This is a genomic window from Lentisphaera araneosa HTCC2155, assembly GCF_000170755.1.
Taxonomy (GTDB): domain Bacteria; phylum Verrucomicrobiota; class Lentisphaeria; order Lentisphaerales; family Lentisphaeraceae; genus Lentisphaera; species Lentisphaera araneosa.
Window position 1 is genome coordinate 35,661 of sequence record NZ_ABCK01000005.1, and the last position, 24,336, is coordinate 59,996.

Genomic DNA, 24,336 nt, shown 5'->3' on the forward strand with positions numbered 1-24,336 from the left:
TAAAAAGATAAAAATATTCATTTCAATTTCAATGATAATTGAGACAACTTAAGATTATGGGTGTATTGTTATTTCAAAATGAATGATAATTGAGATATAAACAATGAAGTTTCCTCCAAAGACAAGAGTTCAAAATCCATTTAACTGTATCTCCGAAGATTCCCCGGATCTGCTGGGACAGTATCTGGAGTTATTTTCGCCTGTAGATAGTAAAGGACGCTACCTACCTTTTGATGAAATAACCTATCGAATCCCCAAGGGCTTAGATGAAGATCTAGTTTGGTCAGTTATTAAAAGTGCCAGAGAGAAACAATTGAAGAAGCTTATCGAAATCGGTGAGCCTGTGCAGGCCTGTCATTATTATTTAACCCCTACAATTCAAAAGGCCATGTCTGAAACGGATCGAAATACAACGACGGCCTCTCTAGAATGGATGTGTAGTAAAATTGGCGAAGAAAAGCATCTGGAATATCTTCTGAATGACTTGATTGAAGATGAGGCTATAAGTAGTAGTCAATTAGAGGGTGCTGCTACGACGACCAAAATTGCTAAAGATATGCTTAAACGCAAAAGAAAACCTAGAACGCCTGATGAAAAAATGATTCTAGGTAATTTTAAGATGATGCAATTTACTTGGCAGAATAGGCACAAGGAATTATCGCTAGACTTGATTTTAGAGATTCACAAAGTTGGTGTTGAAGACATAGATGACGATCATTACTTTCCGGGTGTTCTTAGAAACTCGGACGACGTTGAAGTCGTGGATGCTGATGGGAACACTGTGCACACGCCTCCGCCAGCGGAAGGGCTGGAGCAACGATTGGAAAAACTTACAGAATGGACGAATCAAGCTCATGACGATATCAACAGCGACAGTTATCTGCATCCTCTGTTAAAGGCGATAACCTTACATTTTTCTATCGGCTATGAACATCCGTTTAGAGACGGTAATGGTCGAGTCGCTAGGGCCCTTTTTTATTGGTACCTGTTTAAAAATGATTTTTCGGCCTTTAGATATATTGCTATTAGTCTTTTATTAAAGCAGGCCCCGGTCAAGTATGGGAAAAGTTACCTTTATACTGAAACCGATGATATGGATTTAACTTATTTCTTAGATTATCAAAGTGATATAGTTTTTAGAGCTATAAATGAGTTTAAAAATTCATACCAAAAAACTCTCAAGCAAGAAGCTCAATTCAATAATTGGTTATGGGCATCGGGTTTATTTGGTAAACTCAACGAAAAGCAAAAAACGGTCTTCCAGGTGGCTAAGAATAAAGGGGCACTAACATTTACAGCTATGAACGTAAAAGACAACCTCAATTGTTCCTATAACACTGCAGCTAGCGTACTCAATGATTTAGTGGCTTTGGGCCTCTTTGAAAAGAAGAAGCTAGGAAGAGAATGGGTGTTTAGTATTCGTAGTCAAGAGAAAATCATTGAGTCATGGGAAAGCTAACTCAAAGTCAGTTTCGAATGATGATTAAGTCTAGAAATAGAGTGTCTTTCGCGTTTCGGAGAATTGTCAAAAACACGAGTGTAGAGAATTTGGTTTTGTAGCACTTTTGTAGCACTTTGCTTTTTTATGCACTGAAATGAACCATTATGAACTGAGTACTATTTAAGTACGAAACATTCGATAAGTGTAATAAAAGTACTTCTTTTTTTACCCATAAGTAGATTCAAAATCCCCCGGCTTCGGTCGTGTGGGTTCAAGTCCCACCTTCGGTACTAAAATAAGGGTCTATGCCCGCAAGGGAACATACCCTGTAGTTGATTTTAGCTCTTAATCAGCCTTCTGTCTCCTCCTGTGGTTTATTTTCAATTAGATCTATATACTCCTGAGTCAAAGATTTCGATAATCCTGTAGCGGCAGCTATTTTTTCGACTTTCCAACCTTCCTTTAAGCAAGTCTGAACTCTTTTGAAATCATTGGTATATCGCGTAACAGCTCGAACTGAGTGTGTTGTTTCCCGAGCGGTTTGTTCAATAGACTTTCCTTCATAACAATGTTTTATACAAATAATACGCTTATGAGTCAGCGTGGGACCAAGATCATGAATTGTACCTCGCCGAGGGACCAATCTGTTATGTTCTTTTTCATATTCTCTTAGATATGAAGAGATTGTACTTGGAGAAAGCCCCATGATGGAGCCAGCATCAGCAAGGGTTAAGACGCCTCCCTGTTGATAAGTTTGATCAAAGATTCGAACAACCTTCGTTATATTGCGTTTACGTTTCTTCTCCTTGGCTAAATACGCTTCAATATCATCATCGTGAATCATATCTAAAACAACAGGAACGAGCTTACATCGTTCAAGGGCTTTGCCATAACCGGCTGTTTCTGCGGCATCAACTGCGTACCACAAAGCTTGTCCCATTTTCATTCTTTCTGTTGCGGGATAATAGGTTTCAATAGTTTTAATGAGCTCTAAAACAAGACGTTCTACTAAGAGCTCGCCACCGAGCTGCGGACAATGCTGAAGAAAGAAATTCATGAGTACAGCTTTAAAATCCTTTTTAGTCCAGGCTGGCTCAGGTTTCGACTCTTTTTTATTAACGAGTTTATCTTTCATGTCTATTGCCCAGCCTTTTTTTTAGAGTCTACACTTTCCCAAAAACGGGTGCCCATAGTCTGTATTTCTTCCAAGCGCTCACGGTACGCAGCTGTTTTCATATACTGATCTCGAAGGTCAAGGCATTTGTTGGTCAAAGCTAATGAACAACCTACGATCAAGGATGTTTTCAAAGTATCAGAAACTTCGCTTTGACAATGGACTATACGACAAAAAGATGTGATATAACGCTCTATAGCCCTGAGAGAATGTTGCATATTACGGGCTATATCCTCGGGACATTCACCTTGGATAAACTTCTCTATGGCTTTTGTTCTGTGGGTAATACCTGGGCCGATATCTTTTTTGTTTCCCCGGGTTGGAACAAGGCATTCATGTTTCTTTTGATAATCACGAATGTCATTGCGCACCGTTTTTACATCACAATCCAGTATGCAAGCTAAATCTTCCTGAGTCAGTAAACACTCCTGATCATAGCATTCCTCACACATCCGAACAATTTGATTGGCTCGCTTGGCTGAGCGGCCATACTTCAAATACACTTCTTGATCATCCTCAAGCTGGTGAACCGTAAGGGTGATGATTTTGAATTGACAAGCTGCTAGAGGTTTTCCCGCAGGTTCCAAAGCACTTATTGCCTTCCATTTCATTTGACCTGGCTGCAGTTCGGCGTCTGGACTATATGGGCCGATGCCAAATACCTCCACTGCTTTGTCGGCTATGACTTCTGATTCAAAGCGTGAGCAACTGGTTCCCTCAACAATGACATTAACCAGGGTTGAGGTATTACTTCTGAGCGCAAGTCGTTTGCTACTGCCTTCTTTACGATTTATTGTATCTGATATCATGGGATACTCCTTATTGTTTTTGCTTTTTCACAATTAATATAAGGGATGTCCCATGCTATTTTTAGAGCCCTAAATCTTTAGCGGGTATACGCCCGTATCGGAATAAAGTTAATAAAGCTGACTCTTCCTTCTCAAAGGGAAGTCTGAAAAAGTTAACTCTTCGCAGAAGAAATTTAGTGGATGATCGAACAAGTTTAACTAATCAATTAACTGCGTTGCTTAAAATTTATTATCCACAAGCCCTTAAAGTAGTTGGCAACCATCTGTACGCAGAAATATTTATGGAATTCCTAGATAAGTATCCAAGTCCGCAGTCGATTCTTAATGCCCATCAAATTGGGATCACGAAATTTTTTAATAAGAGAAGTACCAGTAGTAAAAAAACAAAAGAAAGAGTTAAAGCCTTACGTAGTTCTATTGTTGTTGTACACGATAAAGATGAGTTAGACTGTTATGTATTCGTAGCTCGACAATTCTGTGTGCGAATCAAAAGCTTGAATGAAGTTATTAAAGCTTATGAGAAAAAGATTTTGAAGATCTATACAGAACATGAGGACTATGAACTATTTCATTCCTTTCCAGGAGCAGGACCAAGTATTGGACCTCGACTCATGGCTTTCTTTGGAGATGATAGAGAACGTTTTCAATCAGTAGAAGAAGTCTTAAAGACTAGTGAAGTAGCACCTGTAACAATTCAGAGTGGAAAGATGAATATTGTGAGAAGGAGGCTTTTGTGTGATAGATTCACTCAGCTTAGCTTTGTGGAATTTGCTAACAATTCAATCCGATCATCTATCTGGGCTCATGAATTTTATTATCACAAAAAAGCTCTCAATATGCCTCATTTTTGCATCTTAAGAGCTTTAGCATACAAATGGATAAGAATTATGTACCGATGCTGGAAAACGAGGACTAACTACTGTGAAAAAACCTATTTGCAGGTTTTAGAAAAAAGAAAACCAGCGTGGTATCAAAAAGTTATGAATTAAGACAAAAACCTACTTGCAAGTGCACTCAGAAAAGCCCAGCTTTTAACCGATAACTGCCCCCCTTCTAGCTAACTCTCTTGACTCTTTCAGCGTAGCGGTCTTGCAGTGACTGAAATGAACGATCTTTGAGCTTGGTGGTCCCAAGGAAGCGGTCTTCCACTCCTAGCCATTCGTTGCTGTTTCTAGGCTTTCTAAAAGCTTCAAAGCTTCGCTATTGCTATCTCCGCAATATTCCCGTGAAGCCTGATAGCTATTACAAACTTTGGGCCTCAGAGGATTATCCCAGAGCAAGCAGAGATTATCTTCATCGAGCTGAGGACATCGTTGACCCGCTAGCTTCACCCCATTAACTCCAGGGATAGCCGCAGAAATACTAATGGCAGTACAACAAGCGCCACAACCCGGACGACAAGAAAATTCTTCTTTCATTGACAGTCCTTACAAATAAATTGCGAAAAGTATTGATGGGGGATAGAAAGTCCTAATTACTCCACTAGGTCATGCCAAATGATAAAAGAAAGCTCCAAGCCCAAGCAATCCACAAGACAGAGTAAACTCACGGGAGGATCGCTACGCTCAAGGAGGCGGAGCAGAGATCCTTAGGTTGCGCTCGTACCGAGCTTGGGGTGCGGCAACAAGTTGCCTTAGGTTGCGCCTTCGGCTTAGGTAATGAAGCTAAGCTTCTGAGTTGACGCGCTAAAGCGCTGAATTCACGGACTGAGTCCTAAGATTACGGAACGAAGTTCCTGAGTTGACGTTTCCACAGTTAGACAATTACAAGGTTTCAGGAATCAGGTAGCAGGAGGTGCTGTCTTGTCCTGATATAGGTTGTCATCTAAAATAGGAAAAACCTATGAAAGATACAATAAGATATAGTGAATCATTTAAACAAAAAGTGGTAAACGAGATCTCCAAAGGTAAATTTATAAGCTGTGGAGAAGCGAGCCAAGCTTATGGGATATCAGGCTCTTGTACAGTAAGAGCCTGGGTCAAAAAGTATGGTAGAACAGACTTATTACCAAAGGTGATTAAAGTGGAAACAGAAAATGATATTGATGAGATTAAAGCTCTTAAAAAGCATATTGCTGAGTTAGAGAAAACAGTAACCGAACTAGCGATAAGTGATGTTATGAATAAAGCTTACTTTGATATAGCTTGTGATGAGTTCGGCGTATCTGATAAAGAAGCCTTCAAAAAAAAAGTCGGTGTGAAGCGGTCAAAAGAGTCAGATCAATGAATAGCCACTTTACTGTTAAACAACTTTGTAATCACCTCCATATGAGTCGGCAAAATTTCTATAAAAATAAATCTTTAAGCACCAAAAAAGAAGTAGATAGAAAACTTGTGATCGATCTTATTAAAGAACAACGTTGCATTCAATCTGAGCTCGGAATTCGAAAGCTGCAGAATATGTTAGTAGATAACTTCAAAGAGAATTCTATACAGATAGGACGAGATCGCTTATTCGATATAGCTCGCGAAGAACGCCTATTAATCAAAAGAAAGAGGAAGTACTGTCGAACTACTGACTCTAGGCATCGTTTTAAAGTCTACAAAAATCTAATAAAGGATAAGGTGTTAACCGCACCTAACCAGGTGTGGGTTTGTGATATAACCTACATCAGAGTTGCAAAAAGCTTTGTTTATCTAGCGTTAATCACAGATGCCTTCTCTAGAAAAATTATTGCTTATAATGTGGGAGAGAGTTTAGAAGCTGTAGGATGTATCAAAGCATTAAAGATGGCTTTAAAAAGTCTCCCAAAAGGGTCATACCCCATCCATCACTCTGACCGTGGGTCTCAGTACTGCTGTCACGATTACATTGAAATCTTGACGAATAGAAATCTTCCTGTCAGTATGACTGAAGAAAACCATTGCTATGAAAATTCAAAAGCTGAAAGAGTCAACGGAATACTGAAGTATGAATATCATTTACGCGAAACATTTAAGAACTTTAAAGATGCTAAAAAAGCAATTAAGCAGGCTATTTACTTATACAATAATTGTCGCCCTCATACAGCTTTGGAATATTCATTTCCAAGTGTTGTTCATGAAACACAATGTGCATAAATATTAGTCAATTAACATAAACAAAAGTGACAACTATTTTTCAGGACTTGACAGCTCGTTCCGAGCTTAGGTAACGAAGCAAAGCTTCTTGGTGGCGCCTTCGGCTTAGGTGACAGGTTTTTAACTGATGACTGAAGGGCGAAGTCCGATCTGCAGTGAATGAAATGAGCGATCTGCAGTGAGCAACGCGAACGATCTTGCAGCGAAGAGATCTTTGAGCGTAGTGGTTTTTTATTCGCAATTGCCAAGCTGGAGCTTGGCGGTCCCAAGTGCAGCGAAGTGGTTTTTTATTCGCAATTGCCAAGCTGGAGCTTGGCGATCCCAAGTGCAGCGCTCTAATCAAATTATTTCCATTTAAGAATTTTAAAGATTAAAGAATAGGACTTATGTTCATCTCTTTAGTATTAATTTTTTGGTTTTGGTCGATAAGGGAGGTTTTTCATGTGGTTGAATCATGAGCGAACAAGCAATTCTGCTGTAGTGACCTACCGCGAATCTTTGTTAAATTCCTGCCCAAACCACCTTGTGATCGATAAGTTATTTAATGAAGATCAACTCGATGCCGTCGTAAAGATTTTACAGCAAGAACATTATTGGAAAAGTCAAAGGCATAGCTACTCCTCTTTATATGTCGATCAGGATGAATGGCAAAAAACCAGCTATGATCAACGTTTTGTTCAGCGCGATCTTTGGCAAGGAAAAATGCTCAAACCCAGTTTAGCTCAAGACTTTTTATTCTTTTTACGTGGGGGTGAATTCATGTCCTTCTTATCAGGTATTTTCAATGTACACTTAACTGATAAGACGGTTGCTGATCCAGAAATTAATACGAACTATTTTCGCTTAGGTCCTGACGACTTTGTTGAGCAACACGCTGATGATTCACCCGGAAGAGAAGTCTGCATGCTGCTCTACTTAAATAAAAGTTGGAACTATCATTCTGGAGGTGAGCTCACTTTTAAAAGTAGCGGCGATGATCCTCTAATGATTAGCCCTCTTTATAATCGCTGCATCTTATTTGACCCGTCCTCAAAAGGATCCGAACACTGGGTCGAAAAATTTAAAGCTAATCCTTCAGTGCAACACCGCTATAACGTCACTAGTTGGTACTGGTCGAAATAAGAGCAGGAGGCGCACTTCGTGCTTAGGGGGCGGAGCGATAATTTTTAATTGAAGGGAACGCCTTCGGCTTGAGTTGCACTCGCTTCGCTCGTTTAGGTTTAATCTTTTTGTCATTTGCAAGCGCCATTGGTCTGAGTGTGCAATGACACAAAAGTTAAAAGGACTGACGCTTAGGTGGCAGGTGGTAGGGGGACCGAGTAAACGAAGCGGAGCTTCTGAGTTGACGCGCTAAAGCACTGAATTGACGGAACGAAGTAGTTGAGATTACGCCCGATGGCCTGAGTTGACGATTCCACAGTTAGAAAAATCTACGATTGGACAATTTAAAACTAACAACTGCAGGGCGAAGCCCGATCTGCAGTGAATGTAATGAGCGATCTTTGAACGTAGTGGTTTTTTATCCGCAATTGCCAAGCTGGAGCTTGGCGGTCCCAGGTGCAGCGATCTTTTTATTCGTAATTGCCAAGCTGGAGCTTAGCGGTCCCAAGTGAAGCGATCTAAATTATTTAAGAATGAGGATGTAGAAGATGACGGCGACGAGAAGGAAAGTGAAGACGCGGGAGATTTTTTTAAAACGGACTTCTTTTGCGGCAATTTCGCGATCGATTTTGGCTAGGGCTTCGGGATTATGTTGTCTTAAGATTTTTGCTTGCTGAGCACTACTCATGTTCATAAAATCTTTTTTAGCTTGCTCTTTGCGTTGCTGCAAGGTGCTTTCAGTGGATGGCTTTTCTTCAGCGTGGTAATCCATATAAACTCATTGTGATTAATTTTTACTAAAATAGAGCTCATTTTGATATTTTATCATGGTCCATTTTATATTTCATTCAGCTTATTGGATTCTTTTTGATTAAGTTGATGAGAAATTCAAGTTCTTGAGTGATGCATTTGTTTTTATTGATTTTGGCATTTATTCAAAATAAAAATCAAAGTCACCTTTATGTATAAACTCTATCGTCAGATCAAGCTAAAAGTCAGTAAAGAGCAATGTTGGGATTTTTTCTCTGCCCCCGAAAACCTAAAAGTCATTACACCCGATTACATGGGTTTTGATATTATTGAGGGAGGAGGTAAAGAGATGTATGAAGGGCAAATCATCGCCTACACAGTGAGCCCGCTCTTTAATTTTAAAGTCAAGTGGGTCACCGAAATAACGCATGTGCGCCAAGGTGAATTTTTTGTGGATGAGCAGCGCTTTGGGCCCTATAAATTTTGGCACCATAAACACTTTTTTGAAGAAATAGCTGGTGGTGTTTTATGTACGGATGAAATTCACTATATGCCCCCCTTCAAACTGATTGCCCCCCTACTGAATAAATTAACGATTGAGAGCAAACTCAAAGAAATTTTTGACTATCGGGAAAAGGTTCTTGTTGAACGTTTTGACCGTATCGACTGAAAAATTCAATCCATTAATCACGTACACAGGTGCAGTAGCGTTTTGAGCAGAAAAAAAGTTTTTTAATAAAAGCTTTTACAGGGCTCTTTTCTGAGTAAATCCAATTTTCGCTGCATAAACTGCAATCTTTTGCTAAGACCCGCTTAGTCTTTAAAATTTTTAGACTTGTAATTCTAGGTTCACTCGGTTCATTTACCCATTTAACTGCGGTATGATTAAGTTTCATTTTATCACCTCAATCTAAAAGATTCGACTACGACCAGACCATCCCATTTTAAACACAAAGTAAGAGATCTTCTGGAGTACAGGGTTCTTTTTATATTTTTTTGTTTCACTAAAAAAGCTTGAACTTACAAGTGAGGTTTGGCTAAGTTTCATTATTCTATCTCCTTATTAAAGTTATAAAAAGATAAGTAGCATAAACTGGAACAACAATCATAAAAAAATACACAAACTCATGATAAATAGAACTTTATATTAATGAACAGAGATGGATTAGTATACGAAATCAGTCATTATTCTACCAGTGTGTGGAAATAATCACTTATATATTGAGGGATTTTCACACTTAGATCCCTTCTAATTATGAAAGTAGCCGAGACGTTTTAATTGTTTTCAGGTCTTTACTCAGCTTCTTTACCACTAGTTTTTTAACAAGCACTGATTTTTTACTCTTTTTTAATACTTTATGACTCACTGGTGAAGGGCTACTATTAATAACTTTTTTCACGGCAAAGCCTCATATACTAATTTGTTTAATAATCTATGGTCTGATTAATGATTTACTCAATTTTGAGTTTAAAAAAAATTCAATCAGTCATTTTAAATTAAAATAATATTAACATTAGAATTAACAAGCCATACTTTGTCTACTTAGGCCTTACTGAATGACTCGTCTTTTGAGATGCTCACCCTGGCTAATGATACTTATAAAGTTAAGAAAATGTTCTAATAGCTGCTTATAATATTGGCCAAAAAGTGATAAAAAGGCTAATGCCTTGTCCAAGTTCATCACCATGAATATTAAAGCAATAAGTGTTTCAGACGACGCTTTAATTTTCGTGAAAATGCGATCGAGTTTATAGCGTCTTTTGGCTACACCAAAACAGCCTTCTACTTGGTTTCTTATAGCTTCATCTTGGCGTTGTATATCCTTTTGTTCTTTACGTAATTTTTCATCTTTGGGAGGCCTTCCAAGACTGGGACCACTTATCCTTATCCCATGCTTTTTACAATGTGCTCGATTTTCTTTGTTTCGGTAGATTTTGTCAGCATGTGTTGATTCGGGATAATAACCGAATCGTTCTTTGTATTTTTCAATTTGTGAAATCAGTTCGGTCCCTTCATTATAAGAGTCAAAGCTAATCGTATCGGTAAAGGTCCAGCCATCGACCACACTGATAGATATTTTTGCTCCGAATTCCGTATGAGCTCCCGCCTTCCCCCGAACTATGGGACGGATATGTGGTTGATGAATACTTACGATGCGATCATCTACGCTTGTTACTTTGTTATCGTACATGTATTGCTGTTGCTGATAAAGTGTCCCGATCACCAGAAGTTCACGATATAAACTAGGCTTCAATAGAGTAAGATCGGCATACTTTTTGAGTTCATCTATACTGGCGAGGTTCCTCCTTACGCAATGGAGTTGTCTGTTAATCACCTCACGTCTTTTCTTTTTCGAAACACGTTTTTTTAGAACAATACTTAAAAAGCTTTTCCTGCCATCTTCACGATAAGTTCGAGGCTTAACTTTATCTTCTGTATTTGAGCGATGACACCAAAGGATATCGATTACTTCCTCAGTTTTTCACGGGCTTTATTTAGCAACCCAAGGTCAGTTGGGTAGTGAATATCAGCAGGAACACACTGGCATCAACAATTAAAGACCCTTATTTGATGGAGGATCATTGTCTGAATCATCATAGATCCTCTTCTTTTTTACGTGTCGCTGTATGCAGGAGTTCGTCAATGTCTTTAATGTCCTGAGCGCCAAAACGCTTTCGAAAATGAGTCATCATGCTCGAATCAAAAGGTGCTTCCTGTTTATATCTTTCAAAGCCCAAGAAATATTGAAGATAGGGATTTTCAGAAATCATTTCTACCGTTTCTTCATCAGTTAAACTTAGCTTTACTTGAATGATAAGGGAACCAAATGCAGTTCTTGCAGGAAGAGCTTTGGGCCCAGTATGACTGGTGAAATTTAGTGCATAAATTTCTTCGACATCTGTCCAAGGTATTATTGCCGCTAACTTGACCCAGCGATTATTGATATTGAGTGTACCATCTAGAAAATAAGGTAAATTGGCCATTTTGGGCTCTGAGCCCGTATTTTTATACATCTTATGCAAACCTAATGACTGTTTTGAGGGGTTTTGTTTACATATAACATAGCATGAATTACACTTATCTCATTGTATATAAGTCATTTATATCTTAATCAGTGAGCCCTACTTATTAAAAATCAAATGTGCACTAAAGATAACTTTGTTGACATTTCTAGAAATAGAGGCATTTAAAGCCTCAGTATTGACTAATTTATCAATCAATTATGATTGCGATTTTAGGACTCCATGAAAAAAATTGCAAATTTATAAATCTATCTAATCAAGGGTTTAGTGAAAGATAGCGCTCAGAGTTGGATGGAGTTTTTAGAGCTCACATTTGTTTTTAAGAAAAATCTTAAGTTATTTATTATTATAAACTTATAAATAAGGAGAAGTTGAAAAATGAAAGATTATACCCAATACCCAAAGAAGTATGTCGCTTATGAAGTGAATCGAATTTCCTGTGATTTTGAATCCGAACAAGACTTTCTAGAAACCCTAGAGGAACTCAAGCAAGAGGGTTTAGATTCAAGTAAATTTTATATTCTAAATGGTCCCTCAGGAATTAAAGCCTTTGACCCTACGGGAGTGGAACATGGTGTGTGGTCAATGATTTCCCGTAAAATCCACCGCATCGTGAGTGAGGCAGAAGAAAAAGCTATTGATGATCTCTGGCAGGATTTGCAACGGGGCATGATTCACTTAAGTATTCCCGCTAAGAAAACGATGCTACGCAAGCGCATTCATCGAATTATGGATAGCCATCATGGCTGCAATGCTAAGTACACGGATCGGTTTTTTGTGGAGACCTACGCTTCGGCTTAATTAGTGTATGAACACACGAAAAAATATACTCATTGCCGGGGCTGACGGCGCTCTAGGTAAAGCCTTAAGGATCCACTTTGAGAAAGAGAATTATTATGTATGGAGCTTGAGCCGAAGTGCTAAGTCAGCAAATGAACAACAATTTTGTGTTGATTTACTCAATGAAGAAAGTTATGAGTCTTTCAAAATCCAATTAGACGAACAAAAACTCAATTTTCATGGGGTGATCCAATGTGCGGGCATCCTGCATAATGGGGAGAATATGCCTGAAAAACAATTGAGTGAAATTAGCGCTAAATGGCTGCAACATAGCATGAATGTAAATGTTTTATCTCACATAAAGTTAGCTCAAGCACTGGAAAATCACATTGAAGGTAAAGAAAGTTTTTTCTGGGCTTCATTGTCGGCAATGGTGGGAAGCATCGGTGATAATTCCCTAGGTGGTTGGTACTCGTATCGCATGAGTAAGGCTGCACTGAATATGTTCATCCACAACCTCTCGATAGAATGGAAACGTAAAAATCGTCAAGCCTGTATTGTTTCTATTCATCCAGGAACAACTGATTCCGCCATGTCAAAACCCTTCAAGGTACGCCCCGACAAACTCTATAGTCCTGAGCTCAGTGCTCAAAGAATTTATTCAGTTCTCACTAAGATAACACCCGAACAAAATGGTCAATTTTTAAATTGGGATGGGACTTCTATTGTATGGTAGTTATAACTTTGGAAGCCCGCGCTCGTAGATAGCATGAACTTTGAGGCTACTGAAAGTGACTCGTGATGAATGTAGAGTCAAGTTCCGATTGACTTGTAACAACTTTTAAAGCGTGATGTTATTCTCGCCTTCACCCGCGAAGATATGAATTCTCTCCATGTCGGGAAGTAAATACACATCATCTCCCGCTTCAATATCAAAATGTGCCTCTGCCGATGCCGTAACTGATTGCTCCCCTACTTTTAAGAATACTTGTTGAGTATCACCTAATTTCTCAATGAATTCGACTTTACCAGAGAAAGAGAGTCCCTCGGGTTTGTCTTTAGTGATTGTCAGTTTTTCTGGACGCACACCGAAGGTAGCTTTGCCGAGGTAAGATTGACATTTATCGGCTTTGTCACTCGGAAGCTCAATACGTGTATGGTCACTGGTAAAGAATGTTTTCTGCCCTTCCACAAGTAATTCACCTTCTAGGAAATTCATTGTGGGTGTTCCAATAAAACCCGCCACAAATTTATTGACTGGGTAATCATAGACATCTAAGGGTTTACCCACCTGTTGAATATAACCGTGACTCATGACACAAATGCGGTTACCGAGTGTCATTGCTTCAACTTGGTCGTGCGTTACATAAATCATCGTGGTTTGCAGGCGTTGGTGAAGTAGCTTGAGTTCCTTACGCATACTTACACGCATTTTAGCATCTAGGTTTGAAAGTGGTTCATCTAATAAGAAAACTGCGGGGTCACGCACAATGGCACGCCCTAATGCCACACGCTGACGTTGGCCACCAGATAGAGCTTTAGGCTTACGTTTAAGGTATTCGCTGAGTTCGAGTGATTCCGCTGCATCACGAACACGTTTATCAATTTCCGCTTTAGGCGTTTTTCTTAGCTTGAGGCCAAAAGCCATATTATCATAGACCGTCATGTGGGGGTAAAGAGCGTAGTTTTGAAAAACCATGGCAATATCGCGATCTTTAGGTGGAACATCATTGACCAGGCGCTCACCAATTTTGAGCTCGCCACCCGAGATTTCCTCTAGGCCCGCAATCATACGCAAGGTCGTTGATTTACCACAGCCTGATGGACCCACTAAAACCATAAATTCTTTGTCTTCAATATGAAGATCTGATTCGTGAACGGCAATAACTCCACCATCGTAGACTTTCTTAAGCTTGTTTAGATTAACTTCGGCCATGATAAAACTCCTGATTATTAGATAAGATTGTTAAATAGTAACGACAAAGAAGATAATTACAACAAATAAACAAATATTTTTGTTTAAAAATTTCAATTGACTTCTTTAGGGTCTCAAGTAGATTGCATAATGAAAAGCTTTTCCACAGATATTAAAGACCTCAGTACTGGCCACTTACTCATACTTTTAGAAGGTGAGCTAGTCATTATGTGTGAAGGTGAGAATCGGGCTAGGTCAGTTGGCGATCTTGAATTGATTAAAGAGAATCAATTTGAGTGTAAGCAAGTTAGCGAGAGTCACAAAGTGTTGATGATTCAGGCCAATAGTGACGCTCTTTATATAGAGGAAGCCGATGAGTTGAGTCTAGCACTCATTTACGAAGACTTTTTTTTACAGCAGAAGTCACAAAGTTATCTGGAAAAGTCCGCTCAATATATTTTGGAAAGATTAACACTTTCGTCTGATCAGACTCAATCCAGCCTAAGCATCATTGAACAAATTACACAGTACATCCAAAATAACCTCGATGATAAATTGAGTATTGAAGTCATTTGTGAAGAGTTTGAACTGAATAAAACGAAGTTAATCAAACTCTTTAAAGACAATGATTTAGGTTCCGTTATGACCTATGTTAAAAGTTTGCGCTTTCAAAAGGCAAAATCACTCTTGGAGAATAGCGAGCAATCCATTTCACTGATTGCTGCTAGTTGTGGGTTTGTTGACTGTGCGAGTTTCAGCCACTTCTTTAAAAAGCATGCGGACAAATCCCCGAGTCAAATTCGCAAGGAACGCGACTGGCTCATGTAGGAAATACTGAAATCCAATGTGGATCATTCAGACATATTTTTGAGGGAGGGGGATAAAAAAGGGTGACTGCCTGAAATGGAGGGGAGGTATGGAGGAAAGGAGGATCAGACAGCCACCGTTATAAACATATTGATTTAAAATAATATTTCAACAAGTAGCTTAAAAAAAATGCCAATTATTATTGGCATCAATTAGAACGACAAATGTTTATAAAAGACATAAAACCATTGATTTCAGTCAAATACAAAGAAAAGCTCTATTAAATAGAGCTTTAAAAGAATCTTATTTTTAAAGAAATATTTTATTCAGCTTTTGCTGGAGCTGCTTCTTCAGCTTTTGCTGGAGCTGCTTCTTCAGCTTTTGCTGGAACCGTTAGTTCGAGAGCCGATTTAGTGTTCCTCTCTTGAAGTTTTTCCGCATTTTCAGTTGCTTTCATTTTTCCGAAGAAAAGGCAAGCCACAACAAAAATACCGAACATCCACCAAGTTGCCTTAGCTAAAAAGTCATTTGAGCTAGCACCCAAAACATCAGACGTCATGCCCGAGGCTAAACCGCCAAGTCCACCGTCGGCTTTCGAGGGTTGCATCAACACTGATACGATGATCAAAACAGCAAGCAAAACAACAATTGCGAGTAATACTGAACTCATTAAATTTCTCCGTGTAATAATTATAGGGCAGACATTAAAGCCGACCCTATAATTTACAAGCTCAATTAGCTAAGAGCTGCAGCGTTTAAAATGAGAGCTGAAAAATCATCGGCTTTGAGACTTGCGCCACCAACTAATGCACCGTCGATGTCTTCGCAAGACATGAGCTCAGCAACGTTAGCAGGCTTCACTGAACCACCGTACTGAATGATCACTTTGTCAGCCACTTCTTGACCGTAAAGTGCCGCGAATTCGCTACGGATGTAAGCGTGAGTGTCTTGTGCTTGCTCTGGACTTGCCGTAACACCTGTACCGATTGCCCATACTGGCTCGTAAGCCACAACGAGGTTAGTCATTTGCTCAGCAGTGATATCTGCAAAACCTTCAACGATCTGAGCTTTAAGAACAGACTCCATGTTTCCGCCTTCGCGCTCTTCAAGAGTTTCACCGATACATACGAAAGGCTTGATGCCAGCAGCTAAAGCCGCTTTTGTACGGAGGTTAACTGTCTCGTTAGTTTCGCCGAAGTACTGACGACGCTCAGAGTGACCAATGATAACGAGCTCAATACCCGCTTCTTTGAGCATAGCAGCTGAAAGCTCACCCGTGTAAGCACCTGATTCAGCAAAGTGAACGTTCTGTGCGCCGATACCGATGGGAGAACCTGCAGCAGCAGCTTGGCCCGCAGCAATTGAGAGGAATGGAGGAAATAAAGCTACGTCGAGCGAACCGTTAAAGTCAGCGAGTTTAGCTTTGAGGTCAGCTACTGTCTCAGTGGTTTCAGCAGCAGTTTTATTTAACTTCCAGTTACCTGCAATAAATAAACGTCTTTTCATGTTATTTTCCTTAGTCTAGTTTTTGTTAATAAATTCTTTTATGATTTCAATGATTTCTTCGCCTTTATCTTCAAAGAGATAATGACCCGCTTCCATTTCGTGAACTTTGGCTTTTGGGAAAAACTCTTTCCACTTAGCGAGGAAAGTCATATCAAAGCACCAATCATATTTTCCCCAAATAATGGTCATGGGAACATCTTTCAGCTGGCTCAAGCCCTCTTCTACTGCCAATAAAGTTTTGTAGGAGCGGTGATTTTCACTGAGTGGGATATCGAGAACAAATTCGTGGGTGGCAATGCGATTTTCCCAATTGTTGTAAGGCAACAAGAAGCCGTGCTTCACTTCATCAGTCAAAGGCTTAACTGTGGTCATAAAAGTTGCGGAACCCGCAAAAGCATTGAAGGCTCTTACAGCCACTTTGCCAAAGAATGGAACACGGCAGAGTGCGATACGTTTGGGAATATTTTGCGAACGGAAAGCCGCTGTATTGAAAACGATAATATTTTTAATTCTATCCGGGTGACGCGTGGCCATACCCGTGCCAATAGCTCCGCCCCAGTCGTGAACACAAAGCGTAATATCTTTTAAATCGAGGGCTAAGACTAATTTTTCTAAATTCGAAATATGATTTTCTAAAGTGTAATCATAGTCTTGTGGCTTGTCAGAAGTGCCACAACCAATATTATCGAGAGCCACGGTTCGGTGAGTTTTTGAAAACTCATTAATAAGATCTCGGTAAAAGAATGACCATGTAGGATTGCCGTGAACCATGAGCATCACTTGTCCTTCACCTTCATCTACATAAGAAAGGCGGTGCTGGCCTTCTACTTTTAAGTCTTTAGGCTCAAAGGGGTATAAATCTTTGATTTCCTGCAATTTTTCTTTCATTCAAAACCAAAATTTTAATATTCAATAATCAAGAATGGAAAGTAATTGCATTTCATATTAATTCTGCCTTGAGATAGCCTTTTTTTGTGGCTTTCTCATGAGAACTTCTGTCATAGAAGGCAAAGGCTCGCTTAGAGATCCTTTATTTTCTTATTGAGCATCTCAACAAAGAGTGACCATTGACCTATATGCGGATGAACAACAAAGTTAATATGTGGAGCTTCTTTCTTTAAATCTGCAGTAATCTCTGGGATATCTTCTCGCACATGACGACCTTCCAATACAAATAGCGGAAGGATATGGACTTCGTCATCGTCTTTACAATGCTCGAGGACATGACTGAAAGAAGGTTCCTGCAATTCGAGGTAGGCAATATGTGATCGCATGCCCTCTTCGAGTTCTAGTGATTCAATAATACCTTCAATTTCGCCCTGTTTGGGCTTACGGCTTCCGTGAAGAAGAAAAATACAGCTTTTTTTCAAAGGAGCTCCTTTTTTAATTATAGCTAAATCTGCTAAGTTGCACAAAATAAAAATTATATGGAAGAACATATGTTCGGCTTAGAGCAATTTTCAAACACACAAAAAGTTATTCGCGAAGGTATCGAAGCAAATCTGCATTTTGGTGCCCAAGTATACATTTCACAAGACTCCGAAAAACTTGCGGACTTCGCAATTGGCAAGAGTCACCCGGACTCAATTGATGAGAAAAAAATGCTCAGTCCCGATACAGTTTTACCGTGGATGTCCTGTTCAAAAATGCTCACAGCAGTCGCCATTGCCATTTTACATGAACGGCGCTCACTCACTTATGATCAGCTGGTGGGAAATATCCTCCCCTCTTTTGCCTGCCATGGTAAAGAAAGCATTACAATTAAACATCTACTCACACATACTTCCGGCATTCGCCTACTGCCATTGCAGTGGGATAAACTGACTTGGGAAGAAACTGTTGCGGCCATCGCAAAAATGCCTATCGAGAGCGACTGGACTCCTGGAGAAAAAGCCGGTTACCACATTGGCACGAGTTGGTTAATCCTTGGCGAAATCGTCAGAATTCTAGACGGTCGCCCTCTGGACCAATTCCTCCAAGAAGAGATCTTGCTTCCTCTCGGTATGAAGCACAGTGGAATCAGCATGACAAAAGATCTGTACCTCAATTCAGGCCTCGATATTTCAGGTCTCTATCGAACCGACACTCAAACCCCCTACTCTTCACTAGAAAAATACTTTGATAGCGTCAACTTAGTCCGTCCCGGCGCTTCTGGTCGAGGCCCCATGAAAGAGTTAGCCACATTTATGGAAATGTTACTCTATAAAGGAAGTTACGAAGGCAAACGCCTGATGAGCGAACGCACGGTTGAAGAACTCGTAACTCGCCAACGCGAAGGTTTGCTCGATCTCACTTTTAACAAGACGATTGACTGGGGCCTAGGTTTCATGATCGATTCAAAATGCCACAACCGTTCCTACCCCTATAGCTTTGGTAGCTACTGCTCGGAAGAGACTTTTGGGCATAATGGTAATCAATCTTCTGCTGCCTACGTGGACCCAGAGCACGATTTAGTGGTTTGCTTTGTCTTTAATGGCATGCCGGGTGAATATGAGCACAACAAAAGGCTCAAAGCTATGAATGATGCGATCTACACGGATTTAGATTTGGATTTTTAGTCTGAGGGGGAGCGCCTTCGGCTTAGGCTGCGCTCGTTTAGGAGGCGCACTTCGTCCTTAGGTGGCGCTGGCGCTCGCGCTTAGGTTGCGGCAACAAGTTGCCTTAGGTTGCACTCGCTGCGCTCGTTTAGGTTTAAGGTAAAAAGTTTTTGACTGAATATGCAGTGATCTACTGCGAACGGGCCTATTCTTTCAGTACCATGTCGATGCACATAACTGCTGCCATAATTAACTTGCGAACAGGGGCTTCTGTTGCGACATCATCCGCAATATTCAAAACATAATTGTCGGCACTGGTAAACATTTCTTTGCCGAGGCCGGCCCATTCTTTTGACACTTGAGCGAGCTGACGTTCACCTGCTAAGAAACGAAAATCCCAGCCAGTCCAGTTGCCTTTCAAATTACAGAGTGTTTTTCCTGAGGGATCTTGCACATCAAACTTACCACCGATAGAGAAAAACTTTTGTTTAAAGCCACCTAAGAGCTTTCCTTCACCATCATGAACTTTGACATCAGAGAGAAAAATCGAAACACCACGACTGACGGTAAGTAATAAATTTCCTTGAGCATCGCTAATCTCAACGTTAAAGGGCGTCATTCTTTTGTAATCACTAAAACGCAATAACTTAGTAAAAAACCCTAGAGTATTCTCACGACATTCCATGATCATCTCTCCCGTATCAGGGTCGTAAATATCATAATTATTAGCCGATTTAAACATCCCCACATGTTCTTTGACTAAAAATAGATTTTTAGCTAATACACTCATCCTTCACTCCTCTCCATTTGTTGATTTATTCGATCTCTTCTGGTATTTCTAATTCTTCTTCAATTTCTTCTACCTCTTCAAGAGGGACACCAGAGACTTGACTGCGAATTGATTTAATCGTATTCTTCAAGTCCTCATCACTTAGACTATAAGTAACTGAGAGCTTATTGGAGCCCCCACTAATTTCGAGCTTACCATGCTGAATGGCTTCTTGTTGCTGATTACGCAATTGCTTGACTTTTGTTTCGAAAGCTTTTCTCGCATCAATTGAGAAAAAACTTAAATTTAAACTGAGCTTGTGACCCGTTTCTTTTTTGTAGTCTGCATTAAACATTAAGCCAAGTAAAGATTCCATATCCAAACCCTGCGCGACAGGGTTAATCGCAAGAGCTTGGCCCGCTGTTGTACTGAGGAAGTTTTCGAAACTAAAAGCAACAAATAATAAGGCGGGCTCATCATCCATAATTTTCATCATTTGTGATGACGACGTGATATTGAGCATTTTATCAAACTTAACCGTACTCAAGACTTCTTTAAGTGATTTTTTGGTTCCCACCAAGAGCGTGTCTTCAGACAAGTTACTCAAGTAGATATCCTTTACTGGCATTGCGGGAGTCGCAGCCACAGGATCTTGGGACATCTGTGATGTTTCCACGAGGTAGACTGGGTGATTATTAAACTTGGTTTCTTTCGCCTTCATGCCCTCTTGCTTATTGAAGAATGAGTGTAAAACTTTCTCAGCGTGAAGAGCGGCATTACCTTTGAGGAGCATGAAGCCCGATTCATTATTGGGGTTGGCAAAATCACCACTGCCCGCAATTATCAATGAACTGAGCTGACTGGGTTCGATTCCCATAAAATCTTTGAAGGTCTCAATTTGTTCATCAGCCTCAGTAAGGCCAAACTTATTTTGCAGAGCAATGATGGCTTCGAGGTCAAGTCCAACAACTAAATTATTGTTGATGGGAACATTTTTGAGAAAGAGTTTGGGGTTTTCAGCATGAGCGTTAAAAACAAATAAGATCAGGGCTAGAGCGAAGAGCCTCATAAATTTGGGTCCTAATTAAAATCACAAGTATCGTATACAATAATGGCAAGATGAAATAGGTCATCTTGCCATTAATCTAAGCCTATGTTTTTTTAGGCTTATTTGAGGGGATTCTGCCCAATCGGTGCTTGATTGGCACTCGCACCCAAACTTTGTGCTTGTTTCATTGCTTCAACTTGTTTTTGAATCTCAACTAAACGAGCTTTTGTTAAATGAAGCTGAACTTTCACCATGCTCTTGTCGGCAACGGCAGTTAACTCGTTCGCTTTAATTGGCGACTGAGGGCTACTCAAGTTTGGAACCACCATCATGTTGTACATGAACATGAGGCCTGCAGCTTGATCTGCTTGGAAGCATTCAGCATTTAAGTTAACAAACAGGTCACCTTCTTTCATGTCGCCACTTAAAGCTATGCCTTTAACGCTTGCTAAGGGGCTAGGCTGTTGACCGGGAACTGGCGCTGCCTGCTCGGAAGTATCAACTGCAAGAGTAAAAACACCCGCATTACCTTTTAAAAGCTTCATGAGGTTGGCGTTGCTCGTCAAATTATTCGAACTTTGAGCACCTAATTGCGATTTAACCGCACCTGGAGCACCAACAGCTAAAAGCTTATCTTGAACAAGCGCCATGCCTAATTCGTTCATACCTGGTGTCGCCATTTCTTTATTCTCTAAGAGATAGAAACTTTTACCGTTTACATCCTGTTTTTGGAATTTTACTGCTGCGTTATTTTTCATTCCAGCAGCAATGATTTTGTCTAGATCAACTGATTTGTTGAGTTCAACTAACATAATTGCCGAGGCTTCGTTTGGCTGACCAGTGCTTACATTCAAATCCATGCTCATAGCTAACTTTTTGCAATCTTTGATGCTAAAGCCAGTCGCTTTAATAAACTGTTGAACTTGAGGATCTTGGTTTGCAGCGTCAAGACCTTCTGCAATTAAAGGAATTTGTAAACTTCTGCTAATATCAAAAAGCATTACGAGTTTATTTGTTGCTGGCATCAACTTAAGCATTTCTTGAGAAGCGTTTAAGCTTGTCACCACCATCAATGCGCAGAGCATTGCTAATTTTTTCATCTTTCTCTCCTAGTTTAGTAAAAAGCTCGCTCTAATGAGCGAGCAAATAAAATATTTTATATATTCATCGTCATTAAGAATTCAACATTGGACTTTGTCTTCTTAACACCATTGAGAATAATTTTCATACCTTCAGTTGTAGGCATTGAAATAGCCGCACGCCTCAACTTCCACATGAGTTCTTTCTCTTTTGGATCGAGCAATAGTTCCTCTTTACGAGCTCCTGATTTCTCGATATTAATGGCAGGGAAGATACGCTTATCAATCATTCCTCTATCGAGGCAGATTTCCATGTTACCTGTACCTTTAAATTCCTCGAAAATAACTTCGTCCATTTTCGAACCCGTGTCAACGAGTGCTGTTGCTAGAATTGTTAAGCTACCGCCTTCTTGAATTCGACGTGCTGCACCAAAGAATCTTTTGGGTTTGTGAAGTGCATTAGCATCTACACCACCCGAAAGGATTTTACCTGAGTGAGGCTGAACCGTATTATATGCACGAGCCAAACGAGTGATACTATCGAGAAGTACGACCACATTTTTACCGTGCTCAACCATACGTTTAGCTTTTTCAATAACCATTTCTGCAACTTGTACGTGGCGTGTAGGCGGCTCATCGAAAGTTGAACTGATCACTTCACCCTTCACATTGCGCTTCATGTCCGTTACTTCCTCTGGACGTTCATCAATTAAGAGAACAATAAGGTGGAAGTCTGGATTATTTGTCGCAATTGAATTGGCAATACTCTGCATTAAAACAGTTTTACCTGTACGAGGTGGAGCTACAATGAGACCACGCTGACCCGCGCCAACAGGAACAACTAAGTCCAAGACACGCATACTATGATTTGTAGGTTCCGTTTCCATGTGCATACGGTATTCAGGGAAATCTGGAGTCAAAGATTCAAAAGGAATTTTATTCTTTTTCTCTTTGGGGTCTTCACCATTAATCGCATCAACTTTGATCATCGCAAAGAAACGTTCTTGATCTTGAGCTGCACGTACCGCACCCATTACCGTATCACCTGTACGGAGAGAGAAACGTCTCACCTGTTTGGGACTTAAGTAAATATCCTCAGGGCTCGGCATGTAGCTGTATTCTGAAGAACGCAAAAAGCCGTAGCCTTCTTTAAAAACTTCTAAAACACCGCCACCATAGAGAATACCTTGGTCAGACGCTTGTGCCTGAAGAATCTCATAAACGAGCTGTTGCTTACCAATTGAACCAACACCTTCAACTTCTAGGGCGTTAGCTAACTCATTGAGTTCAGCCATAGATTTCTGCTGAATTTCTGAGAGGTTAGCCCCTGGAATCCCACCTTCGAATGCCGCTTCCTCTTCTTCAATCATCAAATCTTGTTCATGATAAGGACTGCGCTTTCTACTGCGATTGCGGTTCTTATTATTGTTATTATTCTTCCAGTTTTTATTGCGATTATTCTGGTTATTACGGTTATTATTGTTGTTGTGACGATTATTATTGTTATGGCGATTGTTATTGTTCTGATTATTCTGGTTGTTTTGACCAGAATTCTGTTTTGAATCAGAGTTCTCTTTAGAAGAATCGCTTTTATTCACCTGCGTAGATTCGCCTTGCTGATCTTTTGACTCTACGGCTTTGTCTGAACTTTTATTATTATCTGAGCTGTGTGCTTTTTCTTCGGTCGCGGGCTTGGGATTAGCCGGTGCTGAATCATCTTTAGCTTTAGCGGGACGGCCAGCTTTTTTTTCTGGAGCAGTTGCTGCTGCACTTGCTGTATTTTCTTCTTTAGCTTTTGCCGGGCGGCCTCGTTTTTTTGGAGCTGCTGCAGCCTCTGTACTTGTTGCTTCTGCTTTGGCCTTGGGCGGACGCCCTCTTTTCTTTGGAGCTGCTGCTTGTTCAGCGTTTTCTTCAGACATATATATCCTTATTTCTTATCTATACTTTTAAATTTTTTACTAAGCTCTAAACACTGAGCTCTTAAATTGTTTATATCAAAATCATTAATAATTGCGAAGTTTGATCGTTCCATTTTTTCATCTTGCGACATTTGTGCGTCAATACGTGCTTGACTTTGCTGTGGTGAGAATCCTCTTTGCTTTAAACGTTCGACACGAGTTGTATGGGGACACCATACGCAAACCGTTGAATCGAAACTCTTGTCCCAGCCTGCTTCGTGTAATAAAGGGACGGCTACTATGTTGATTTTATCTTCTTGGTAATTGTTTTTAACTTCATCCCTTACTCGTTGATGAAGTTGTGAATTTAGCCATTGTCGTTCTTTTTCATCTTCAAAAACTATTTTAGCTATCTTCTTTTTATCTATTTTTCCTTCGCTTAATATTCGCTCGCCAAAACGAGTCAATAAATTCATTCTAAAATCTTCACATGAGCGATAAATTTCGGCCACAACATCATCACAATCCTGCACATTGAAACCAAATTCTTCAAAAAAACTTAAAGCAGTACTTTTCCCGGAGCCGATGCCACCGGTAAGCCCGATTTTTATCACATTAAATCTCTCATGATTGGGGGAG

Annotated in this window: 25 protein-coding genes and 1 pseudogene; 10 read left to right on the forward strand and 16 right to left on the reverse strand. The window is 40.0% G+C overall.

What is annotated here, in order from left to right:
• Positions 1–103: 103 nt before the first annotated feature.
• Positions 104–1,459, forward strand: coding sequence for a Fic family protein (locus LNTAR_RS05900; protein ID WP_007277740.1), 1,356 nt, complete (start codon positions 104–106; stop codon positions 1,457–1,459).
• Positions 1,460–1,790: 331 nt separating this feature from the next.
• On the opposite strand, the gene LNTAR_RS05905 is transcribed toward LNTAR_RS05900, so the two are convergent.
• On the reverse strand, positions 1,791–2,576 hold the full coding sequence (locus LNTAR_RS05905) for a DUF1670 domain-containing protein (protein ID WP_007277741.1): 786 nt from the start codon (positions 2,574–2,576) through the stop codon (positions 1,791–1,793).
• Positions 2,577–2,578: 2 nt separating this feature from the next.
• Positions 2,579–3,424 carry a DUF1670 domain-containing protein gene (locus LNTAR_RS05910; RefSeq protein WP_007277742.1) on the reverse strand — a complete coding sequence of 282 codons (846 nt, stop codon included), beginning with the start codon at positions 3,422–3,424 and terminating at the stop codon, positions 2,579–2,581.
• A 176-nt stretch (positions 3,425–3,600) separates the two neighbouring features.
• Between LNTAR_RS05910 and LNTAR_RS05915 the strand changes: the two genes are divergently transcribed.
• On the forward strand, positions 3,601–4,413 hold the full coding sequence (locus LNTAR_RS05915; RefSeq protein WP_007277743.1) for a transposase: 813 nt from the start codon (positions 3,601–3,603) through the stop codon (positions 4,411–4,413).
• Positions 4,414–4,575: 162 nt separating this feature from the next.
• Here the strand turns inward: LNTAR_RS05915 and LNTAR_RS05920 are convergent, their stop codons facing one another.
• Positions 4,576–4,842 (reverse strand): YkgJ family cysteine cluster protein, encoded by a 267-nt coding sequence (locus LNTAR_RS05920; RefSeq protein ID WP_007277744.1) that lies wholly within the window; start codon positions 4,840–4,842, stop codon positions 4,576–4,578.
• Positions 4,843–5,266: 424 nt separating this feature from the next.
• Between LNTAR_RS05920 and LNTAR_RS05925 the strand changes: the two genes are divergently transcribed.
• Together LNTAR_RS05925 and LNTAR_RS05930 are read left to right on the forward strand one after the other, a co-directional pair.
• Positions 5,267–5,650 (forward strand): transposase, encoded by a 384-nt coding sequence (locus LNTAR_RS05925; protein WP_007277235.1) that lies wholly within the window; start codon positions 5,267–5,269, stop codon positions 5,648–5,650.
• Entirely contained in the window at positions 5,647–6,483 is an 837-nt protein-coding gene (locus LNTAR_RS05930; protein ID WP_007277234.1) for an IS3 family transposase, read from the forward strand. The genes LNTAR_RS05925 and LNTAR_RS05930 overlap by 4 nt, the downstream gene beginning before the upstream one ends.
• 40 nt (positions 6,484–6,523) lie before the next feature.
• Here LNTAR_RS05930 and LNTAR_RS27530 read toward each other — a convergent pair whose 3' ends face one another.
• Positions 6,524–6,826 carry a hypothetical protein gene (locus LNTAR_RS27530; protein ID WP_162026357.1) on the reverse strand — a complete coding sequence of 101 codons (303 nt, stop codon included), beginning with the start codon at positions 6,824–6,826 and terminating at the stop codon, positions 6,524–6,526.
• Positions 6,827–6,924: 98 nt separating this feature from the next.
• Between LNTAR_RS27530 and LNTAR_RS05935 the strand changes: the two genes are divergently transcribed.
• Positions 6,925–7,605 (forward strand): 2OG-Fe(II) oxygenase family protein, encoded by a 681-nt coding sequence (locus LNTAR_RS05935; RefSeq protein WP_007277745.1) that lies wholly within the window; start codon positions 6,925–6,927, stop codon positions 7,603–7,605.
• A gap of 502 nt (positions 7,606–8,107) precedes the next feature.
• Here LNTAR_RS05935 and LNTAR_RS05940 read toward each other — a convergent pair.
• Complete coding sequence (locus LNTAR_RS05940) at positions 8,108–8,356, reverse strand: hypothetical protein (RefSeq protein ID WP_007277746.1); 249 nt, start codon at positions 8,354–8,356, stop codon at positions 8,108–8,110.
• A 189-nt stretch (positions 8,357–8,545) separates the two neighbouring features.
• Between LNTAR_RS05940 and LNTAR_RS05945 the strand changes: the two genes are divergently transcribed.
• Positions 8,546–9,004 (forward strand): SRPBCC family protein, encoded by a 459-nt coding sequence (locus LNTAR_RS05945; protein ID WP_007277747.1) that lies wholly within the window; start codon positions 8,546–8,548, stop codon positions 9,002–9,004.
• Positions 9,005–9,884: 880 nt separating this feature from the next.
• Here the strand turns inward: LNTAR_RS05945 and LNTAR_RS05955 are convergent.
• A pseudogene (locus LNTAR_RS05955) lies at positions 9,885–11,349 on the reverse strand (IS5-like element ISLar5 family transposase).
• Between the two features lie 387 nt (positions 11,350–11,736).
• Between LNTAR_RS05955 and LNTAR_RS05960 the strand changes: the two are divergent.
• Positions 11,737–12,159 carry a hypothetical protein gene (locus LNTAR_RS05960; RefSeq protein WP_007277752.1) on the forward strand — a complete coding sequence of 141 codons (423 nt, stop codon included), beginning with the start codon at positions 11,737–11,739 and terminating at the stop codon, positions 12,157–12,159.
• A gap of 7 nt (positions 12,160–12,166) precedes the next feature.
• The gene (locus tag LNTAR_RS05965) at positions 12,167–12,874 is read left to right on the forward strand and encodes an SDR family NAD(P)-dependent oxidoreductase (protein ID WP_007277753.1); all 708 of its coding nucleotides are present in this window, start codon (positions 12,167–12,169) and stop codon (positions 12,872–12,874) included.
• A 105-nt stretch (positions 12,875–12,979) separates the two neighbouring features.
• Here the strand turns inward: LNTAR_RS05965 and LNTAR_RS05970 are convergent, their stop codons facing one another.
• Positions 12,980–14,074: an ABC transporter ATP-binding protein gene (locus LNTAR_RS05970; protein WP_007277754.1), complete on the reverse strand. Its 1,095-nt coding sequence runs from the start codon at positions 14,072–14,074 to the stop codon at positions 12,980–12,982.
• Between the two features lie 129 nt (positions 14,075–14,203).
• Here LNTAR_RS05970 and LNTAR_RS05975 point away from each other — a divergent pair, with 129 nt between their 5' ends.
• Positions 14,204–14,881, forward strand: coding sequence for a helix-turn-helix domain-containing protein (locus tag LNTAR_RS05975; RefSeq protein ID WP_007277755.1), 678 nt, complete (start codon positions 14,204–14,206; stop codon positions 14,879–14,881).
• A gap of 301 nt (positions 14,882–15,182) precedes the next feature.
• On the opposite strand, the gene secG is transcribed toward LNTAR_RS05975, so the two are convergent.
• The 4 genes from secG to LNTAR_RS25235 all read right to left on the reverse strand — a co-directional run bounded on the left by secG (position 15,183) and on the right by LNTAR_RS25235 (position 17,736).
• The gene (secG, locus tag LNTAR_RS25230; RefSeq protein WP_007277756.1) at positions 15,183–15,530 is read right to left on the reverse strand and encodes a preprotein translocase subunit SecG; all 348 of its coding nucleotides are present in this window, start codon (positions 15,528–15,530) and stop codon (positions 15,183–15,185) included.
• Between the two features lie 65 nt (positions 15,531–15,595).
• On the reverse strand, positions 15,596–16,366 hold the full coding sequence (gene tpiA / locus LNTAR_RS05985; RefSeq protein ID WP_007277757.1) for a triose-phosphate isomerase: 771 nt from the start codon (positions 16,364–16,366) through the stop codon (positions 15,596–15,598).
• Positions 16,367–16,381: 15 nt separating this feature from the next.
• The gene (locus tag LNTAR_RS05990) at positions 16,382–17,254 is read right to left on the reverse strand and encodes an alpha/beta fold hydrolase (RefSeq protein ID WP_007277758.1); all 873 of its coding nucleotides are present in this window, start codon (positions 17,252–17,254) and stop codon (positions 16,382–16,384) included.
• Positions 17,255–17,385: 131 nt separating this feature from the next.
• Positions 17,386–17,736 carry a sirohydrochlorin chelatase gene (locus LNTAR_RS25235; RefSeq protein WP_157473310.1) on the reverse strand — a complete coding sequence of 117 codons (351 nt, stop codon included), beginning with the start codon at positions 17,734–17,736 and terminating at the stop codon, positions 17,386–17,388.
• Positions 17,737–17,793: 57 nt separating this feature from the next.
• Here LNTAR_RS25235 and LNTAR_RS06000 point away from each other — a divergent pair, with 57 nt between their 5' ends.
• Positions 17,794–18,924, forward strand: a complete 1,131-nt coding sequence (locus LNTAR_RS06000; protein ID WP_083799968.1) for a serine hydrolase domain-containing protein — start codon at positions 17,794–17,796, stop codon at positions 18,922–18,924.
• A 184-nt stretch (positions 18,925–19,108) separates the two neighbouring features.
• On the opposite strand, the gene LNTAR_RS06005 is transcribed toward LNTAR_RS06000, so the two are convergent.
• The 5 genes from LNTAR_RS06005 to coaE all read right to left on the reverse strand — a co-directional run bounded on the left by LNTAR_RS06005 (position 19,109) and on the right by coaE (position 24,311).
• Complete coding sequence (locus tag LNTAR_RS06005) at positions 19,109–19,693, reverse strand: LURP-one-related/scramblase family protein (RefSeq protein WP_007277761.1); 585 nt, start codon at positions 19,691–19,693, stop codon at positions 19,109–19,111.
• 25 nt (positions 19,694–19,718) lie between these two features.
• Positions 19,719–20,741, reverse strand: a complete 1,023-nt coding sequence (locus LNTAR_RS06010) for a hypothetical protein (RefSeq protein ID WP_007277762.1) — start codon at positions 20,739–20,741, stop codon at positions 19,719–19,721.
• Between the two features lie 98 nt (positions 20,742–20,839).
• Positions 20,840–21,820, reverse strand: coding sequence for a hypothetical protein (locus LNTAR_RS06015; protein WP_007277763.1), 981 nt, complete (start codon positions 21,818–21,820; stop codon positions 20,840–20,842).
• Positions 21,821–21,876: 56 nt separating this feature from the next.
• A complete protein-coding gene (gene rho, locus LNTAR_RS06020) occupies positions 21,877–23,718 on the reverse strand; it encodes a transcription termination factor Rho (RefSeq protein ID WP_007277764.1) in 1,842 nt (613 codons plus the stop codon).
• 8 nt (positions 23,719–23,726) lie between these two features.
• Complete coding sequence (coaE, locus tag LNTAR_RS06025; RefSeq protein ID WP_007277765.1) at positions 23,727–24,311, reverse strand: dephospho-CoA kinase; 585 nt, start codon at positions 24,309–24,311, stop codon at positions 23,727–23,729.
• Positions 24,312–24,336: the final 25 nt, after the last annotated feature.

What these genes read in the sequence shown, in the direction of transcription:
- LNTAR_RS05900 (WP_007277740.1), top strand. Translation starts at nt 104, where the DNA reads ATGAAGTTTCCTCCAAAGACAAGAGTTCAAAATCCATTTAACTGTATC.
- LNTAR_RS05905 (WP_007277741.1), bottom strand. Translation starts at nt 2,576, where the DNA reads ATGAAAGATAAACTCGTTAATAAAAAAGAGTCGAAACCTGAGCCAGCC.
- LNTAR_RS05910 (WP_007277742.1), bottom strand. Translation starts at nt 3,424, where the DNA reads ATGATATCAGATACAATAAATCGTAAAGAAGGCAGTAGCAAACGACTT.
- LNTAR_RS05920 (WP_007277744.1), bottom strand. Translation starts at nt 4,842, where the DNA reads ATGAAAGAAGAATTTTCTTGTCGTCCGGGTTGTGGCGCTTGTTGTACT.
- LNTAR_RS05925 (WP_007277235.1), top strand. Translation starts at nt 5,267, where the DNA reads ATGAAAGATACAATAAGATATAGTGAATCATTTAAACAAAAAGTGGTA.
- LNTAR_RS05930 (WP_007277234.1), top strand. Translation starts at nt 5,647, where the DNA reads ATGAATAGCCACTTTACTGTTAAACAACTTTGTAATCACCTCCATATG.
- LNTAR_RS05935 (WP_007277745.1), top strand. Translation starts at nt 6,925, where the DNA reads ATGTGGTTGAATCATGAGCGAACAAGCAATTCTGCTGTAGTGACCTAC.
- LNTAR_RS05940 (WP_007277746.1), bottom strand. Translation starts at nt 8,356, where the DNA reads ATGGATTACCACGCTGAAGAAAAGCCATCCACTGAAAGCACCTTGCAG.
- LNTAR_RS05945 (WP_007277747.1), top strand. Translation starts at nt 8,546, where the DNA reads ATGTATAAACTCTATCGTCAGATCAAGCTAAAAGTCAGTAAAGAGCAA.
- LNTAR_RS05960 (WP_007277752.1), top strand. Translation starts at nt 11,737, where the DNA reads ATGAAAGATTATACCCAATACCCAAAGAAGTATGTCGCTTATGAAGTG.
- LNTAR_RS05965 (WP_007277753.1), top strand. Translation starts at nt 12,167, where the DNA reads ATGAACACACGAAAAAATATACTCATTGCCGGGGCTGACGGCGCTCTA.
- LNTAR_RS05970 (WP_007277754.1), bottom strand. Translation starts at nt 14,074, where the DNA reads ATGGCCGAAGTTAATCTAAACAAGCTTAAGAAAGTCTACGATGGTGGA.
- LNTAR_RS05975 (WP_007277755.1), top strand. Translation starts at nt 14,204, where the DNA reads ATGAAAAGCTTTTCCACAGATATTAAAGACCTCAGTACTGGCCACTTA.
- secG (WP_007277756.1), bottom strand. Translation starts at nt 15,530, where the DNA reads ATGAGTTCAGTATTACTCGCAATTGTTGTTTTGCTTGCTGTTTTGATC.
- tpiA (WP_007277757.1), bottom strand. Translation starts at nt 16,366, where the DNA reads ATGAAAAGACGTTTATTTATTGCAGGTAACTGGAAGTTAAATAAAACT.
- LNTAR_RS05990 (WP_007277758.1), bottom strand. Translation starts at nt 17,254, where the DNA reads ATGAAAGAAAAATTGCAGGAAATCAAAGATTTATACCCCTTTGAGCCT.
- LNTAR_RS06000 (WP_083799968.1), top strand. Translation starts at nt 17,794, where the DNA reads ATGGAAGAACATATGTTCGGCTTAGAGCAATTTTCAAACACACAAAAA.
- LNTAR_RS06005 (WP_007277761.1), bottom strand. Translation starts at nt 19,693, where the DNA reads ATGAGTGTATTAGCTAAAAATCTATTTTTAGTCAAAGAACATGTGGGG.
- LNTAR_RS06010 (WP_007277762.1), bottom strand. Translation starts at nt 20,741, where the DNA reads ATGAGGCTCTTCGCTCTAGCCCTGATCTTATTTGTTTTTAACGCTCAT.
- LNTAR_RS06015 (WP_007277763.1), bottom strand. Translation starts at nt 21,820, where the DNA reads ATGAAAAAATTAGCAATGCTCTGCGCATTGATGGTGGTGACAAGCTTA.
- rho (WP_007277764.1), bottom strand. Translation starts at nt 23,718, where the DNA reads ATGTCTGAAGAAAACGCTGAACAAGCAGCAGCTCCAAAGAAAAGAGGG.